Below are 15687 nucleotides of genomic sequence, written 5' to 3' on the forward strand. Positions count from 1 at the left end.
CGACCCAAATGAAACATGTCGGAAACTGCTTCTGCGGCGCTGTCACGGTCGAGGTCACGGGCGCGCCGGAGGCGATGGGTTATTGCCATTGCCGCTCCTGCCGGTCCTGGTCCGGCGGACCGGTGAACGCCTTCAGCCTGTGGAAGCCCGAAGCCGTGCGCGTCACCGAGGGCGCCCAGCATGTCGAGACCTTCGCCAAGACGCCGCTCAGCCAGCGCAAATATTGCAGGAAGTGCGGTGGCCATCTCATGACCAATCACCCGCCGCTCGGTCTCGTCGACGTCTTCACCGCCACCCTTCCCACGCTCGCGTTCACGCCCGGCGTCCACGTCAATTACGCCGAGACCGTGCTGCCGATGCGCGACGGCCTGCCCAAGCTGAAGGATTTCCCCGCCGAGTTCGGCGGCAGCGGCGAGATGATGCAGGAGTAGGGGTGCTCTTCGCCTCTCCCCGCGTGCGGGGAGAGGCCGGATTGCATCGAAGATGCAATCCGGGTGAGGGGGAATCTCCGCGAATCCAACTGTCAGTGCCCTTGCGGAGATTCCCCCTCACCCCGACCCTCTCCCCGCAAGCGGGGCGAGGGAGATGACTCACCTCATCCCCGCCCGCCGCAATCCTTCCAGATAATGCGCACGGTCCTCTTGCCGCAGCATCGGCAATTCGCGCGTAATCCAGGCGAGCGAGATCCCGGGCTGGGTGCGGCGCAGGCCTTCCAGCGCGGACGCCGCGAGCTCGGGATCTCCCGACATGCCGGCGGCGGCGGTCAGCACGCGATGGGCGCCGACGAAATCGGCGCGCTGCCGCATCGATTCCCGTGCCATCTGCATGGATTGTTCGTAGTTGCAGCCGATGAACTGGGCATAGGCGGCAACGCCGCAATAGATCGCCGCGAGCGGATCGCGCGGGCTCAGCCGCAGCGCGCGGCGCGCGGCGGCATCGCCGTCCTGCCATCGTCCTGCGTAGCACAGCGTCACGCCGTAGAAGGCGTGCGCCATGGCGAAGTTCGGATTGAGCCGCAAGGCCAGCTCGAACTCGGCCAGCGCATCGTCGAAGCGGCGGCGGAACAGATAGGTATAGGCGAGGCCGAGATGGGCGAAGGCGTCCTCGCGATCGGCCTCCACCGCGGCGAGCGCCGCGCGTTCGGCGACCGGCACGGTCGCGGCCAAGTCGGCCCAGCCCATATGCGCGCCGAAGATGTGACTGGTCGCGAGCAGGCCCAGCGCCTTGCCGTAGGCCGGGTCGATCGCGACGGCCTTCTCGAGCAGCCCCTGCGCCGTCGCATTGTCCTCGCGGGTGATGCGCCAGTAATGCGACAGCCCTCGCATCAACAGGCCCCAGGCGTCGAGGCTGCCCGGCGGCTTCTGCTGGGCACGAAAGCTCTCGGCGGCATAGAGCTGCGGCTCGATCGCGGCGACGATCGCCTCGGTGATCTCGTCCTGTACGGCGAAGATGTCGGCAAGCTCGCGGTCGTAGCGCTCGGCCCAGAGATGGCTGCCGGTCGAGACGTCGTTGAGCTGGGCCGAGACGCGCAGCCGGTCGCCGCTCCGCCGCACGCTGCCTTCGACCACGTAGCGCACGCCGAGCTCGCGCGCGACCTCGTGGATGTGAACGGCGCGGCCCTTGTAGACGAAGGAGGAATTGCGCGCGATGACGAAGAACCAGCGCAGCTTCGACAGCGCGGTGATGATGTCCTCGCTGATGCCGTCGGAGAAATAATCCTGCTCGCGGTCGCCGCTCATGTTGGTGAAGGGCAGCACGGCGATGGCGGGCCGGTCGGGCAGCGCGAGCGCAGGCTGCGGCGCCGGGGTGAGGCGACCGAGCTCCGGCGGAACCGTGCCAAGCTGTGTCTGCACGTCGCCGACGAAGCGAAATCCCTTGCGCGCGATGGTACGGATCAGCGCCTGGTTCGCGCCGTTGTCGCCGATCGCCTTGCGGGCCGCGTTGATCCGGCTGGTCAGGGTGGATTCGGACACGCTGCGCCCGTGCCAGATCTTGTCGATCAGCTCGTCCTTGCTGACCACCCGGTCGCGATTCTCCATGAGATGGACCACGAGATCGAAAACCTGCGGTTCCACGGCAACGGGAACCTGCTCGCGGCTCAGCTCGCGCAGGTCAGTGTCGAGAAGATGATCCCGGAATAGAAACTGCACGTCGAAACTCAGATCTCACGGCGGTATCGGGCAATAAAAAAACAAAATGGATTTCGACTTGAAGTCTGTGTGTCGACCGAGCGGTCTGCCCGGTTCACCACGATCGCGTGATGGCAGCCATGCGGTTTTCGAGGAGGAATAGAACCCGAAATGAGAATCAGGCCGTTTCGGTCGGATTGTCGCGGGCACTCATGGGTCGAGCGCTGATCGCAGCCCGGATGAGCGGAGCGACATCCGGGACGACTATCGCCGTCATCCCCGCGCAACCGCGAAGCGGTTGTCGCTGGAGGCGCCCGAGCATAGCGGAGGCCTCGAAGGATGACGGAGCGCGGGGCGGCGCGATCGTCGTAACGGCCGCTGAACATGTGACGAACGGTGAATGTCCATTGCCGAACACTGCGACCTGCGTAAGCTGCCCGCATACAGAACAACAGCCACGAAGAAACGCCCATGCCCGCTCTTCACGCCTCGACCACCGTGCTCGACTCCATGCTGTTCCGCGATGCCTTCGGCACGCCCGAGATGCGCGAGGTGTTTTCCGACGTTGCGCTGGTCGCGCGCTATGCCGAGGTCGAGGTGGCGCTGGCGAAGGCGGAGGCGGCATGCGGCGTGATTCCGCAGAACGCTGCCGACCAGATCGCGGCGAGGACTAACGTCGCGGCGCTGGATTTCAATCTGCTCAGGCAAGAGACCGACATCGTCGGCTATCCCATCCTTCCTTTGGTGCATCAGATGGTGAAGCAGTGCGGCGAGGCCGGCCGCTACGTGCATTGGGGCGCGACCACGCAGGACATCATGGACACCGCCGTGGTGCTGCAACTGCGCGCCGCGCTCGAGATCGTCGAACGCGACATCGCCGGGCTGCGCAAGATCCTTGCCGATCTCTCGAAGCGCTATCGCGACACGCCGATGGCGGGCCGCACCCATCTGCAGCAGGCGCTGCCGGTCACCTTCGGCTACAAGACCGCGATCTGGCTCGCGATGTTCGACCGCCACGCCGAGCGCCTGGCACAATTGAAGCCGCGCGTGCTGGTCGGCCAGTTCGCCGGCGCCGCCGGCACGCTGGCCTCGCTCGGCGACAAGGGGTTCGAGGTGCAGGAGGCGCTCTGCGCCGAGCTGAAGCTCGGCGTTCCCGCCTCGACCTGGCACGTCGCGCGCGACGGCTTTGCCGAGGCCGTGAACTTCCTCGCGCTCGTCACGGGCTCGCTCGGCAAGATCGCGCTCGACATCATGATCATGGCCTCGACCGAGTTTGCCGAGGTTTACGAGCCCTTCGTCAAGGGCCGCGGCGCCTCCTCGACCATGCCGCAGAAGCGCAACCCGATCTCCTCGGAGCTGATGCTTGCGGCGTCCAAGGCCGTGCGCCAGCACGCCGGCCTGATGCTGGACGCGATGGTGCAGGATTTCGAGCGCGCCACCGGCCCCTGGCACGCCGAATGGATTGCGATCCCCGAAAGCTTCGTGCTGACCGCCGGCGCGCTGCACCAGGCGAAGTTCGCGCTCGCAGGCCTGATCGTGGACGAAAAGAAGATGAACGACAATCTCGCCGTCAGCCGCGGCCTGATTGTGGCCGAAGCGGTCATGATGGGGCTTGCGCCGCAAATCGGGCGGCAGGAGGCGCATGACGTGGTCTATGACGCCTGCCGCGAGGCTAACGACAAGGGGATCAGCCTCGCCGATGCGCTGTCCGCAGATTCACGGATATCGAGCCGCATCGACCGTGCCACAATCGAGGCGCTCACCTCACCGAAAAATTACCTCGGGCTTGCGCCCGCCATGGTCGATCGGGTGCTCAGATCCTCAACGCGTTGAAAACCAAGATGCGTGAAACCACGTATCTTTCCCGTCTCGCAAGGCGCTCGCATACTTGTGTCTCGCGATGCTAGGCTTAGATTGAACGAGAGACTTTCGGCAGAGGACCCGGCATGACCGATCAACGCATCACCGCCACTCCCATCGATCCCGCGAAACTCGACCGGCTGGCCGAGGTGGCGGTGAAGGTGGGCCTGGGCTTGCGGCCGGGACAGGATCTGCTGCTGACGGCGCCGGCGATCGCGCTGCCGCTGGTGAGGCGGATCGCCGTGCATGCCTACAAGGCCGGTGCCGGCATCGTCACGCCGATCCTGTCGGACGAGGAGATGACGCTGGCGCGCTATCGCCACGGTCACGACAACAGTTTCGATCGCGCCGCCAGCTGGCTCTACGAGGGTATGGCCAAGGCCTTCGCGGACAACACCGCACGGCTCGCCATCGTCGGCGACAATCCGATGCTGCTGTCGGGCGAGGATCCGTCCAAGGTCGCACGCGCCAGCAAGGCCAATTCCATGGCCTATCAGCCCGCGCTGGAAAAGATCGTCAATTTCGACACCAACTGGAACATCATCGCCTATCCGAGCCCGTCCTGGGCCAGGCAGGTCTTCCCCAATGATCCCGAGGACGTCGCCGTCGGCAAGCTCGCGGAGGCGATCTTCGCCGCGTCCCGCGTCGACCGTGAAGACGCCATGGGCAATTGGGCGAGCCACAATGCGGTGCTGCGCGAGCGCACCAACTGGCTCAACGGCCAGCGTTTTCGTGCGTTGCAATATTCGGGCCCGGGCACCGACCTCACCATCGGGCTCGCCGACGGCCATGAATGGGAAGGCGGCGCCTCGCTGTCCAAGAACGGCATCAGCTGCAACGCCAACATCCCGACCGAGGAGGTCTTCACCACGCCGCATTGCCGGCGCGTCTATGGCCATGTCGTGAGCTCGAAGCCGCTGTCCTACCAGGGCACGCTGATCGACAATATCGCTGTGCGCTTCGAGGACGGCAAGATCGTCGATGCCAAGGCCTCGCGCGGCGCGGAGGTGCTCAACAAGGTGCTCGACACCGACGAGGGCGCCCGCCGGCTCGGCGAGGTGGCGCTGGTGCCGCATTCCTCGCCGATCTCGCAGAGCGGATTATTGTTCTACAACACGCTGTTCGACGAGAACGCCGCCTCGCACATCGCGCTCGGCCAGTGCTATTCCAAATGCTTCGTCAACGGCGCCCAGCTCACGCCGCAGCAGATCGCCGCGCAGGGCGGTAACCAGAGCCTGATCCATATCGACTGGATGATCGGCTCGGCCGAGACCGATATCGACGGCATTCTCGCCGACGGCAGCAAGGTCCCGGTGTTCCGCAAGGGCGAGTGGGCGAAGTAGCCCGTGATCGTGCCCCGGAGCTCTTCACCTCTCCCGAAGGGAGAGGTCGGGTCGCATCGTAAGATGCGATCCGGGTGAGGGGTTCTGGTGTCACTGATCGCCGCGGCCCCTCACCCGGATTGCTGCGCAATCCGACCTCTCCCCGTCGGGGAGAGGTGAGCGTCCTCGCGACAGTCCCTCCTGCCTCTCACGCCGCCGCGTTGCGCAGCATCGGGTTGTTGTCGATGCTGAAACGGTTGAACAACGTCGTGAACGGGGTGCCGTCGGTGGTTCGCACGATGGCGTCGGAGGCGGCGACCGCTTCGTAGAGCGCGCCGACGGGATCGTCCGGCTCGGCGAGGTCGAGGCTTCTGCGGATGTCCTCGCGGGCCTCGTTGATCTCATCCTCGTCGTCCAGTGTCGCCTCCAGCGCATCCGCCGCGCGCCGCATCTCCAGGAGGTCGCCGCCGGCGGAAAACTTGAGGATATCGAGCCAGTAGGGGCGAGCGATGACGAGCTGGATCAATGCCTCGAAGCTCTCCGCGATGATTCCCGCGCGGCCCTCCGATGACACGTAGAGCACATTCTGCGACGGCAGCAGCACGAACGCGCCGCCGGAGCCGTCGCTGCCGATCTGCCGCGGGCTTTCTATGCCGTCGATGGTGAACCAGGGCTCTTCGTCCTGCGCGAAGGACACATCGAAGCCGCCGAGCCGGGCGACCACGTCGCCTTTGGCTGTCAGAGCCTCTGGGCTGAGGGGCATCGGTGTGGCTCCTTTTTGCTTCTTCGCGCACTTTGTCGCACCCCGGAAAAGATCGGTTCATGTGCGCGGATTTGCAGGGAAATCGTGACGTTAGCTGCTTCGCACCTGCAACTTGCGGATGATTGTCGGGGCCCGCGTAAGAAAGAATTAAAAGCCGGCCACTAGCGTTCCAAACATCTTTCAATCCGGGCCGAGACCCGGCCATACATATTAATATCCCTGGGGAAGTAGATGTCGCGTTCATTGATTGAAATCGGTAGTTGCAATGTGGAGCTCGAGCTGCGGCCGATCGAGCCGTCCTGGATCATCGAAGGCAATCCGGTGTCGCGCTCGCACGTCCTGTCGACCAGTGCCGACGGCACCGCCCAGACAATCATCTGGCATTGCACCGAAGGCCGCTTCAACTGGTACTACGACATCGACGAGACGATCATGATCATGGAAGGATCGATCGTGCTCGAGAGCGATGGGCTCCCGCCGAAGCGCTATGGCCCCGGCGACGTCATCTTCTTCCGCGACGGCGCGCATGCCAAATGGCATGTCGAAGGCCACGTCAAGAAGATCGCCTTCTGCCGCAAGACCAATCCGGTGATGATCGGTTTCCTGATCCGCGTCGTCAACAAGCTCAAGAAGATGTTCGCCTTCAGCGGCGAGCGCCGTCCGGCCTCGCTGATGGGCGCCGGCTAATCATCCAACAACGGTTTCAAGGACGCTTCCCAGCGGCCACGACGAAGAGGGGTCGGGATCAACATCCCGGCCCCTCTTCTCGTCAGGACATAGACGCTGTCACGACGGCAGATCGAGCCGGTAGAATTCGGTCGCGGTCTGCGAGAACAGTGCCGTCTTCTCGGCCTCGCTCAGGGGCGCGGCGATCCGCTTGAAGGCATTGAAGATTACCTGGTAGCTGCACTGGCCCTTGTCCGGCGGAAAGTTGCTCTCGAACATCGCGCGCCTCACGCCGAACGCCTCGATGCAGGTTTCTACATAGGGATGCCAGGCTGCGGCGAGCTCCTCGGATGACGGTGGCCTCTCGCGCAAATGAAAGTCGTAGCCGAGCAGGCACATCGCGAGGCCTCCGAGCTTCACCACCGCATTCTCGCATTTTGCGATCTCCCGGATCGAGGCGCGCCATTGCGGAAACACCTCTTCGCGCCGTCCCGCGAAGCGGCCGACGCCCGCCGGCCCGCCGCAATGGTCGAGCACGATCCTGGTGTCGGGGAAGGCGCGCGCCAGCTCGGTCAGTTCGCCGATCTGCGGATGAAACAGCCAGGCATCGAAGCTGAGGTTCAGCGGGGCGAGATGGGCAAAGCCTTTGCGGAAGACCGGGTCCTGCAACAGGCCTTTTGGCCGGTTGGCATACATGCCGGCGACGACGGGGTCTTCGTCCCATGCCGAGGAATGCCGGATGCCGCGGAAGCGGCCGTTGCCTGCCGCGATCTCGGCCTCCAGCACCGGTTTGACGGCGTCACCCAGCAGCAGATTGGCGTGGCTGACGATGCCGGCGCAGATCGCGGCTTTGCCGTAACCGCCGCTCGCACTCATCGCCGCAACGCCGTTGGCGAACTCGACCTCGCCGACCGGCCGGAATGCCTCGGGTCCGTGCGCGCGATACATCGAGCGGCAGTCGACATAGACCGTGGCGATGACGTTGTGGCCGGAGGCGATGTCGGAGGCCATCTCCTCGATCAGATAGCGGTGCCCGCGATTCCAGAGATGGTGGTGGGGATCGACGATCGGCCGCAAGGGATCGATGATCTCCTCCTGATGCAGCGCGAGCCAGTCCTCGCGCGGCTCGACGAACAGTCCGCTCGTGTTGGCGGGCATACCGCTTGCGGTCATCGGCGTTCGCTCCCTCAGTATTTTGTGGCGGGAGCCTAGCAACTCGTCCTTGCATCCAGCAGCGCGCGGCGCGCAACCGCGCCCTTCGTCTCGAGCACAGCGGCGCTGTCGTCAGGCCTTGCGCCGCTTCGCCTTCACGTCGACGACCAGCCGCCAATCGGTTGCGGTCGCAGGCTTGACCTCGCCGAACCAGTGGAAGGAGTCGTCGGTGATCTCGGTAAAGCTCCAGCGCGTCTTCTCGCCCGCATCGGTCGTGCCGTCCTGCACGATGTCATCGCCGCGCGGGCGGCCGATCTGCTGGCGGAACACGCCGCGGCCGGGATCGAACCAGGAGATCCGCCACGCGGACATGGCGGGATCATAGACCCGCAGCGTTGTGCCGTACCAATTGCCGGCAATCGGAAAGGCCGGCGTGTTCGCGGGCCGGGGAATGATCCAGACGTCCTGCACGGCGCGTCCCTCCAGAATCCAGCCGAAATGGATTTCGCCGGGCGCTGTGTGCTTCGTTCCATCGGGTCCGTGGGCCGTGATCTCGGCCTCCCAGTCGCCGACAAAGCGGCCGTAAAGCTGGAGCGCCGCCGCGTGCTCCGGGTTCGGTCCATCGGCGTGCAGCAGTCGCGCAAAGTCGGTCATGTCGGTCTCCTCTGGCAGGAGATCAGCACCAAAGGCGACAGCCGGCTTGGAGAAAATTGCGCGTCAGACGCCGTCGAGGATGATCACCGTCGGCGTCGTCGGCAGCCCGTCCCGCGACATCCGGAACGAGCGGTCGATGCGCCGGTCGATCTCGAACTGCTGGCCGATCCGGCGCATGAAGTCGTCGAGCGGGGTGGCGAAGCGGTGCATCGGCAGCACCACCGAGGCGCGCAGCCGCCTGGTGATCTCGGAGATGCCGTCGAGCGACATGGTATAGGTGCCGTCGATCGGCACCATCACGATGTCGAGCCGCCCGATCTGGGCGAAATGGCTGTCGTCGAGCTTGTGGTGGAGGTGACCGAGATGGCCGATGCAGAGGCCGGCGACCTCGAAGATGAAGATCGAGTTGCCGTCGCGAATCATGTCGGTGCCGGCATCGTCGCCGAAATAGCGGCGGATGTCGGTGGTGACATTGCGGATGAAAGTGTCACTGATGCGCTCGGAGACAATAGCCGGCTTGCCGTCCTCGCCCCAGCCATGCAGCACATGGGGAATGCGCTTGTCCGGAAATAAGGAGTAGTGCGTGCTGTGCGCCCGGTTCATGGTGACGACGTCGGGCAGCCGCCCGACTTGATAGGCGCCGCTATAGTCGGTGGCGATGCGCAAGCCGCCGGGCGTGTCGATGAAATAGGTGGAGTGGCCGGCATAGGTGATCTCGACCTCCGCAGCCGTCGTCGCCTGCCTGAAGGCGACCGGAATGACCTGCGGCGCGGCATTGGCCATCGCCAGACATTCGCTGCGCTGGGGCTGCTGGGCGAGGGCAGGTGAGAGGAATGCGCCGAACAGCGCCAGAGCCGCCGAAACCAGTCGCCACATGAATCCGTCCCCGATGACGTCCGGGGAAGTCTAGCGTGCAATGCAGCGCGTGGCCAATAGGACGCGATCAATAGCGCGTCAGTGTCGCACCTATTATTGGCGCCTTGGGCTGAACTTCCAGGTGACGGCGACGAGGCTCGCGGTGATCAGGCCACTGATCAGGCCGGCCAGCGGCAGGGCGAGCAGCAGAGCCGCACTCGCGGCCCAGCCGATCGAGGAGAAGGCTTCGGCGAAGGTCGCCAGCCGCGACGAGGTCTGGCGGCGGCGGAATTGGCTGCGTCGGGCCTGGACCCGGAACCAGAGCTGAATTGCGGTCGCGGAGGCCGCGCTGACGATGAGGGCTCCGGCACTCACCACGGCCTGGAACGGTGAGGCGAAAGCGAGCGCGGCGACCAGCGGGCAGAAGATGGCGGCGATTGCGATCAGCACCACCTCGATCTTGGCGCGGATGACGCTCGACGGCGTCAGCGGCGCGGTCGCGACCAGGTCGGGAGCGTCCTCGCCGGAGATCGTCAGCCAGGCGAGCCCGCCGGCGAGCTGTCCCGCCGCCATCACGATCACGGGTGTGATCAGCGTCAGCGCCGCCGAGCTTTCGGCGAAATTGCGCCAGAGCAGCAGCGCCGGCGGCACCAGATAGAGCAGCTGCATCAGGGTCTGCGAGATCAGCCAGGGATCGCGCCAAAGCAGCGCGAATTCCTTGCGCCGCAGCGCCTGCTGCCGCGATCCGCCGCGGAACGCGCGCTGCTTCGCGCTGCTGCGGCCGGACCTGCCGTAGGCGGCGGCATCGATCGCAGTGTCGGCAAAGTGGCCCGAGAAGACCGCCATGACGCTTCCGAGCAGCACGAGAGCGAGCGCGAGGAGCAGCAGCAGCGCCTCGTTGTCGCCCATCGTCGCGCGTGCCGGCCACCACCAGATGCTGTCGACGTCTGGGGCGTGGGCGGCCATGCTGCCGGAGGTCAGGATGGTGAAGCGCGACAGCGTGCCATAGGACATGATCGCGGCGACTTGCAGCGCAATCACGAAGCCGGCGCCGATGATGGCGGCGAGGATTTGCGCGACGAGGCGCGTCCGCGCCGGGCCGATCAGGCGGAACAAGAGGATGGTGACGGCGATCGCGATCGCCGCGGCCGACAGTCCCATCGCGACCACGACGCCGAACGCCGCGAGCCAGCGCGGCCCGCCGCCGATCACGAGCACGTCGATGAAGGGCGTCGAGAACAGCAGCGCCATCGCGGTGACCGTGAGCGCGATCGCGGCGATGCGGACCGAGAACAGATTGGCCAGCGTCGCGGGCGAGGACATGATGAGGTCGAGATCGGCGCGGGCGTAGAACACCCGCGTCACCGATTCGATCGCCTGCGACAGCATCAAGGTCCAGGCCAGAAAGATCGTCGCCGTGATCACGATCAGCGAGGATTTGTCGAGCGGCAGCTGCAGATCGGCGAAGCGGCCGATCACCGCCCAGGCCGGCACGTGCAGGAGCGCTGCGAAGAACAGCAGGCCGATGACGGCGGCGCGCGCCCGCGTGCGCCGGCCGCCGGTCATCATGGCGAACCATTCGCGCCAGGCGAGCCTGAGCTCGTGGCGGGCAAACCAGGACAGCGCGGTCGCCGAGCTCATGCGGCTTCCTGCAGCGTCACCAGCGCAATGAAGAGATCTTCCAGGCTGGTGTCGGCATGGCCGTTCTGCTGGCGCAGCTCGGTGAGCGTGCCCTCGGCGACGAGGCGGCCCGAGGCAATCACGCCGATGCGGTCGGCCATGCGCTCGGCGACCTCGAGGATGTGCGTGGTCATGATGACGGTGCAGCCGGCGCGGACACGCTCGCCGAGCAGGCCCTTCACGTGGCGGGCGGAGACGGCGTCCAGCCCCGTCAGCGGCTCGTCGAGGATGATGAGGCGGGGGTCGTGCACCAGCGCGCCGGCCAGCGCCACCTTCTGGCGCATACCCTTGGAAAAACCCTCGCAGCGCTCGTGCTGGTGCGGCTCGAGCCCCAGCGAGCTCAGCAGCTCCTCGGCGACCGGTTCCGAGACCGACGGCGCGATGCCCCAGAGCCCGGCGACGAATTCGAGATATTCGAGCGGGGTCAGCTTGTCATAGATCATGGGCTCGTCGGAGACCCACGCCATCACCTGCTTGGCGGCGACGGGGTTTGCCAGCGCATCGATGCCGAAGATCGAGACCGCGCCGGCATCGGGCCTGAGCAGGCCCGCAACCATGCGCAAAGTGGTGGTCTTGCCGGCCCCGTTGGGGCCGACCAGGGCATAGAACTCGCCGGCGTGAATTGTGAGATCGAGGCTGTCGACCGCCAGACGGTCAAAACGCTTCGTTAACCCTCGGACTTCCAGCGCCGAGTTGTCCGGCTTCATGACGACCTTACCATCCGGTTTTGCATCGCCCGCGACCTTGACTTGAAGATGTTTCGGCACCGTGAATCTACGGCCGACAAATTCCGGCATCCGGATTGGACTAAAGGCAAGTCACCGTTTGTTGACAGCGCGCGGGCGTTCAGGCTGAATTGATTTCGGACAAATGGCGCTAACGCGGCGAAACGACTGCGTAGCGACTGGACACAAGATGCAGAGAGGCGGTCGGAAGAACCGTTGGTTGCATCGGGAGGATGCGCGGCGATGCTGGATTTCGTTCAGCAGCTGGTCAGCGGTGTTGCGCTCGGCTGCGTCTACGGCCTGATCGCGCTCGGCTTCGTGCTCGTCTACAAGGCCACCGAGGTCGTCAATTTCGCCCAGGGCGATCTGATGATGCTGGGCGGCTTCTTCGCCTTCACCTTCATCGGCATGATGGGCCTGAACTACTGGATCGGCTTTGCCGGCGCGGTGGCCGCCATGGCGCTGTTCGGCATGCTGGCCGAGCGCGTGGTGGTGCGGCCGATCCTCGGCTATCCGCAATTCTCCATCATCATGGCCACGATCGGCCTCGGCTATTTCCTGCGCTCGATCGCCGGCATGATCTGGGGCACCGACGATCTGAAGATCGAGACGCCGTTCAGCCAGGGCGTGCTGCGGATCGGCTCGCTGGTCCTCGCCTACGACAAGCTGTCCGTGATCGCGGCGACGATGATCCTGTGCACGCTGCTCTATCTGTTCTTCAACAAGACCACGCTCGGCACCGCGATGCGCGCCAGCTCCGAGAACATGCTGGCGGCCTATTACATGGGCATTCCGGTCAAGCGGGTGGTGTCGATCGTCTGGGCGATCAGCGCGGCGGTGGCGACCTGCGCCGGCGTGCTGCTGGCGCCGATCACCTTCATCCATTCCAATGTCGGTCTCGTGCTCGGCCTCAAGGCGTTTCCGGCCGCCGTGCTCGGCGGCTTCGGCTCGATCCCGGGCGCGGTGGTCGGCGGCGTCCTGATCGGCGTGATCGAGAGCATGGCAGGGTTCTACCTGCCCGAGGGCTGGAAGGACGTCGCGCCCTACATCGTGCTGCTCACCGTGCTGCTGCTGAAGCCCGAAGGCCTGTTCGGCCTTCACGTCCGCAAGAAGGTCTGAACGCCATGCGCTTCCTGTTCAAGACCGACTACGAGGACGACATCAAGCTGATTCCCCATTCGGGCTACGTCGTCACCTACGGCATCCTGCTCGCGCTGCTGCTGATCGCGCCCTACGTGCTCTCCAGCTATCTGATGAGCCAGCTCGTCTTCGTCTGCATCTACGCAACCGTCGGCGTGGCGCTGCTGATCCTGACCGGCTTCACCGGCCAGGCCTCGCTCGGCCACGCCGCGTTCCTCGCGATCGGGGCCTACACCGCGGCTTACTTACAGAAATACAACGTGCCGTTCCCGGTCTACTTCCTCGCCGCCGGGCTGTTGACCGGCATCATCGGCGCGATGGTCGGCTTTCCCGCGCTGCGCCTCACCGGCATCTATCTCGTCATCGCCACCATCTCCCTTGCCCTGATCGTCGAGGAGATCCTGGCGCGGTGGGAGAGCGTCACCAACGGCAATGAGGGCATGCGGGTCAAGACGCTGTCGCTGCTCGGCGTCACCGTGCCGCGCGACAGCCCGACCTTCTATTATCTGTGCCTTGCCGTGCTGGTGCTGACCATCGTCGGCACGCTCAATTTGCTGCGATCGCCGACGGGCCGCGCCTTCGTCGCGATCCGCGACAGCGAGACCGCGGCGCGCAGCATGGGCGTCAACGTCGCGCTCTACAAGGTCAAGTCGTTTGCGATCTCGGCCGCGATCACCGGCTTTGCCGGCGTGCTGTTCGCGCACAAGCTCTCCTTCATCTCGCCGGAGATGTTCACGCTCCAGCTCTCGATCGAGTTCATCATCGTGATTCTGATCGGCGGCACCTTCAGCCTGCACGGCGCGGTGCTGGGCGCGATCTTCATCGTGATGATCGATCCGTTCCTCACCTACCTCAAGGACGACATGCCCGGCATCATCGCCGGCGTCGCCGCGACATTCGGGGCGAGCTCGGCGACTGCAGGCAATATCCAGTCCAAAGTCGCGGCCTTCGCCTCGCTCAACGGCCTGAAGGGCGCGATCTACGGCATCATCATCGTATTGTTCGTGCTGTTCGAGCCGCTCGGACTCTACGGCCGCTGGCTCAAGATCAAGCTCTTCTTCCAGCTGTTCCCGCTCTACAAGCGCGCCACCTTCAAGCGGCAGAAGATCTATGTGAAGTCGGAGCGCAACCGATGAGTTATTTCCGCGCCGAGAACCTGTCGCTGCATTTCGGAGGGCTGAAGGCCGTCGATGCGGTGTCGTTCGCGGTGGAGAAGGGCGAGATCCTCTCGATCATCGGCCCCAACGGCGCCGGCAAGAGCTCGATCTTCAACCTGATCTCGCGGATCTACCGGCCGACCTCGGGCCGCATCTTCTTCGAGGACCAGGACATCACCGAGCAGCCGCCCTACGACATCGCAAAGCTCGGCATCGCCCGCACCTTCCAGAACATCGAGCTGTTCGAGAACGCAACCGTGCTGTCGAACCTGCTGGTCGGCCGCCACCGCCATTCGACCACGCAGCTCTGGCAGGAGCTGCTGTTCCTGCCGAGCGTGCGCGCCAGCGAGAAAGTGCACCGCCGCCGGGTCGAGCAGGTCATCGAGCTCCTCGATCTCGAGCCCTATCGCGACAAGCTGATCTCGGGCCTGCCTTACGGGGTGCGCAAGGTGATCGAGCTGGCGCGCGCGCTGTGCTCCGAGCCGAAGCTGATCCTGCTCGACGAGCCGTCCTCCGGCCTCAATGTCGAGGAGACCGACGACATGTCGTTCTGGATCCGCGACATGAAGAGCGAGCTCGGCGTCACCGTGCTGATGGTCGAGCACGACATGTCGCTGGTGAACCGCGTCTCCGACCGCGTCATCGCGCTGAACTACGGAAGGGTGCTCGCCATGGGCTCGCCCGCCGAGGTGCAGCAGCATCCCGACGTCGTTGCCGCGTATCTGGGAGCCTGACGCATGGACGCCGCGGCGACCCCTGACATCATCCTGAAGCTCTCCAACATCGAGAGCTATTACGGGCCGATCATGGCGATCCGCGGCATCTCGCTGGAGGTGCCGCGCGGCCGCATCGTCACGCTGCTCGGGGCCAACGGCGCCGGCAAGACCACGGTGCTGAAGACCATCTCCGGCATCCTCGATCCGCAGAAGGGCGCGATCGAGTTCATGGGCAAGCCGATCCAGCGCATGGAGGCCGACCGGATCGTGCGGCTGGGCCTCAGCCACGTCCCTGAAGGACGTGAGGTGTTCCCGTTCCTGTCCGTGCGCGAGAACCTGATGATGGGCGCCTATCCGCGCCGGGACCGGGACGGCGTCGCCGAGGACATGGAGCGCGTCTATGGCTATTTTCCGCGGCTGAAGGAGCGCATCAACCAGCCGGCCGGCCAGCTCTCCGGCGGCGAGCAGCAGATGCTCGCGATCGGCCGGGCGCTGATGAACCGGCCGACGCTGCTCTTGCTCGACGAGCCCTCGCTCGGCCTGTCGCCGCTGCTGGTGAAGGAGATCTTCACCATCATCCGCCGGGTCAACGAGGAGCAGGGCATGTCGATCCTGCTGGTCGAGCAGAATGCCAAGGTGGCGCTGGAAACCGCGCATTACGGCTATGTGCTCGAGATCGGCCGCATCGTGATGAACGACAGCTGCGACCGCTTGATGCATTCCCAGGACATCCAGGAGTTTTACCTTGGCGCCAAGGAAGCGGGTGCTAGAGGCGAACGGCGCTGGAAAAAGAAGAAAACGTGGCGTTAGATGGTAATCCCTCCAGCGCATAGACCGCCGCAAGGCAGGCAGCGGAGGGAAAGGCGAC

General features: G+C 65.1%; 15 protein-coding genes. 8 read left to right on the forward strand and 7 right to left on the reverse strand.

The window, feature by feature from the left end; all coding sequences use genetic code 11:
• Positions 1-8 precede the first annotated feature (8 nt).
• Complete coding sequence (locus tag JQ592_RS24490; RefSeq protein ID WP_211405339.1) at positions 9-431, forward strand: GFA family protein; 423 nt, start codon at positions 9-11, stop codon at positions 429-431.
• 159 nt (positions 432-590) lie between these two features.
• On the opposite strand, the gene JQ592_RS24495 is transcribed toward JQ592_RS24490, so the two are convergent.
• A complete protein-coding gene (locus JQ592_RS24495) occupies positions 591-2150 on the reverse strand; it encodes a winged helix-turn-helix domain-containing protein (RefSeq protein ID WP_211405340.1) in 1560 nt (519 codons plus the stop codon).
• Between the two features lie 450 nt (positions 2151-2600).
• Here JQ592_RS24495 and pcaB point away from each other — a divergent pair, with 450 nt between their 5' ends.
• Positions 2601-3962, forward strand: coding sequence for a 3-carboxy-cis,cis-muconate cycloisomerase (gene pcaB, locus JQ592_RS24500; RefSeq protein ID WP_211405341.1), 1362 nt, complete (start codon positions 2601-2603; stop codon positions 3960-3962).
• Positions 3963-4075: 113 nt separating this feature from the next.
• The gene (locus JQ592_RS24505; RefSeq protein WP_211405342.1) at positions 4076-5332 is read left to right on the forward strand and encodes an aminopeptidase; all 1257 of its coding nucleotides are present in this window, start codon (positions 4076-4078) and stop codon (positions 5330-5332) included.
• Between the two features lie 187 nt (positions 5333-5519).
• Here the strand turns inward: JQ592_RS24505 and JQ592_RS24510 are convergent, their stop codons facing one another.
• Positions 5520-6074 carry a hypothetical protein gene (locus JQ592_RS24510; protein ID WP_211405343.1) on the reverse strand — a complete coding sequence of 185 codons (555 nt, stop codon included), beginning with the start codon at positions 6072-6074 and terminating at the stop codon, positions 5520-5522.
• 231 nt (positions 6075-6305) lie between these two features.
• Between JQ592_RS24510 and JQ592_RS24515 the strand changes: the two genes are divergently transcribed.
• Positions 6306-6761 (forward strand): cupin domain-containing protein, encoded by a 456-nt coding sequence (locus JQ592_RS24515; RefSeq protein WP_211405344.1) that lies wholly within the window; start codon positions 6306-6308, stop codon positions 6759-6761.
• A 99-nt stretch (positions 6762-6860) separates the two neighbouring features.
• Here JQ592_RS24515 and JQ592_RS24520 read toward each other — a convergent pair whose 3' ends face one another.
• The 5 genes from JQ592_RS24520 to JQ592_RS24540 form a co-directional block, all read right to left on the reverse strand.
• The gene (locus JQ592_RS24520; protein ID WP_211405345.1) at positions 6861-7913 is read right to left on the reverse strand and encodes an amidohydrolase family protein; all 1053 of its coding nucleotides are present in this window, start codon (positions 7911-7913) and stop codon (positions 6861-6863) included.
• Positions 7914-8024: 111 nt separating this feature from the next.
• The gene (locus tag JQ592_RS24525; RefSeq protein WP_211405346.1) at positions 8025-8546 is read right to left on the reverse strand and encodes a hypothetical protein; all 522 of its coding nucleotides are present in this window, start codon (positions 8544-8546) and stop codon (positions 8025-8027) included.
• A 63-nt stretch (positions 8547-8609) separates the two neighbouring features.
• Positions 8610-9422, reverse strand: coding sequence for an MBL fold metallo-hydrolase (locus JQ592_RS24530; RefSeq protein WP_211405347.1), 813 nt, complete (start codon positions 9420-9422; stop codon positions 8610-8612).
• 93 nt (positions 9423-9515) lie between these two features.
• Positions 9516-11042: a permease gene (locus JQ592_RS24535; protein ID WP_211405348.1), complete on the reverse strand. Its 1527-nt coding sequence runs from the start codon at positions 11040-11042 to the stop codon at positions 9516-9518.
• Positions 11039-11788, reverse strand: coding sequence for an ABC transporter ATP-binding protein (locus tag JQ592_RS24540; protein ID WP_211405458.1), 750 nt, complete (start codon positions 11786-11788; stop codon positions 11039-11041). Before JQ592_RS24540 ends, JQ592_RS24535 begins: the two co-directional genes overlap by 4 nt.
• A gap of 261 nt (positions 11789-12049) precedes the next feature.
• Here JQ592_RS24540 and JQ592_RS24545 point away from each other — a divergent pair, with 261 nt between their 5' ends.
• The 4 genes from JQ592_RS24545 to JQ592_RS24560 are packed head-to-tail and all read left to right on the forward strand — an operon-like array spanning position 12050 to position 15629.
• A complete protein-coding gene (locus tag JQ592_RS24545; RefSeq protein ID WP_211405349.1) occupies positions 12050-12925 on the forward strand; it encodes a branched-chain amino acid ABC transporter permease in 876 nt (291 codons plus the stop codon).
• A 5-nt stretch (positions 12926-12930) separates the two neighbouring features.
• A complete protein-coding gene (locus tag JQ592_RS24550) occupies positions 12931-14082 on the forward strand; it encodes a branched-chain amino acid ABC transporter permease (protein WP_211405350.1) in 1152 nt (383 codons plus the stop codon).
• Positions 14079-14837, forward strand: coding sequence for an ABC transporter ATP-binding protein (locus JQ592_RS24555; RefSeq protein WP_018643391.1), 759 nt, complete (start codon positions 14079-14081; stop codon positions 14835-14837). Before JQ592_RS24550 ends, JQ592_RS24555 begins: the two co-directional genes overlap by 4 nt.
• A gap of 3 nt (positions 14838-14840) precedes the next feature.
• Positions 14841-15629 carry an ABC transporter ATP-binding protein gene (locus JQ592_RS24560; protein ID WP_211405351.1) on the forward strand — a complete coding sequence of 263 codons (789 nt, stop codon included), beginning with the start codon at positions 14841-14843 and terminating at the stop codon, positions 15627-15629.
• The last annotated feature ends 58 nt before the right edge of the window (positions 15630-15687 follow it).

This window comes from Bradyrhizobium iriomotense (genome assembly GCF_018129405.1).
GTDB classification, from domain to species: Bacteria; Pseudomonadota; Alphaproteobacteria; order Rhizobiales; family Xanthobacteraceae; genus Bradyrhizobium; species Bradyrhizobium iriomotense_B.

Excerpts from the sequence above, each read along its gene's own strand:
- JQ592_RS24550 (WP_211405350.1), top strand. The coding sequence starts at position 12,931 with ATGCGCTTCCTGTTCAAGACCGACTACGAGGACGACATCAAGCTGATT.
- JQ592_RS24510 (WP_211405343.1), bottom strand. The coding sequence starts at position 6,074 with ATGCCCCTCAGCCCAGAGGCTCTGACAGCCAAAGGCGACGTGGTCGCC.
- JQ592_RS24555 (WP_018643391.1), top strand. The coding sequence starts at position 14,079 with ATGAGTTATTTCCGCGCCGAGAACCTGTCGCTGCATTTCGGAGGGCTG.
- pcaB (WP_211405341.1), top strand. The coding sequence starts at position 2,601 with ATGCCCGCTCTTCACGCCTCGACCACCGTGCTCGACTCCATGCTGTTC.
- JQ592_RS24525 (WP_211405346.1), bottom strand. The coding sequence starts at position 8,546 with ATGACCGACTTTGCGCGACTGCTGCACGCCGATGGACCGAACCCGGAG.
- JQ592_RS24535 (WP_211405348.1), bottom strand. The coding sequence starts at position 11,042 with ATGAGCTCGGCGACCGCGCTGTCCTGGTTTGCCCGCCACGAGCTCAGG.
- JQ592_RS24520 (WP_211405345.1), bottom strand. The coding sequence starts at position 7,913 with ATGACCGCAAGCGGTATGCCCGCCAACACGAGCGGACTGTTCGTCGAG.
- JQ592_RS24505 (WP_211405342.1), top strand. The coding sequence starts at position 4,076 with ATGACCGATCAACGCATCACCGCCACTCCCATCGATCCCGCGAAACTC.
- JQ592_RS24515 (WP_211405344.1), top strand. The coding sequence starts at position 6,306 with ATGTCGCGTTCATTGATTGAAATCGGTAGTTGCAATGTGGAGCTCGAG.
- JQ592_RS24545 (WP_211405349.1), top strand. The coding sequence starts at position 12,050 with ATGCTGGATTTCGTTCAGCAGCTGGTCAGCGGTGTTGCGCTCGGCTGC.
- JQ592_RS24540 (WP_211405458.1), bottom strand. The coding sequence starts at position 11,788 with ATGAAGCCGGACAACTCGGCGCTGGAAGTCCGAGGGTTAACGAAGCGT.
- JQ592_RS24530 (WP_211405347.1), bottom strand. The coding sequence starts at position 9,422 with ATGTGGCGACTGGTTTCGGCGGCTCTGGCGCTGTTCGGCGCATTCCTC.
- JQ592_RS24560 (WP_211405351.1), top strand. The coding sequence starts at position 14,841 with ATGGACGCCGCGGCGACCCCTGACATCATCCTGAAGCTCTCCAACATC.
- JQ592_RS24490 (WP_211405339.1), top strand. The coding sequence starts at position 9 with ATGAAACATGTCGGAAACTGCTTCTGCGGCGCTGTCACGGTCGAGGTC.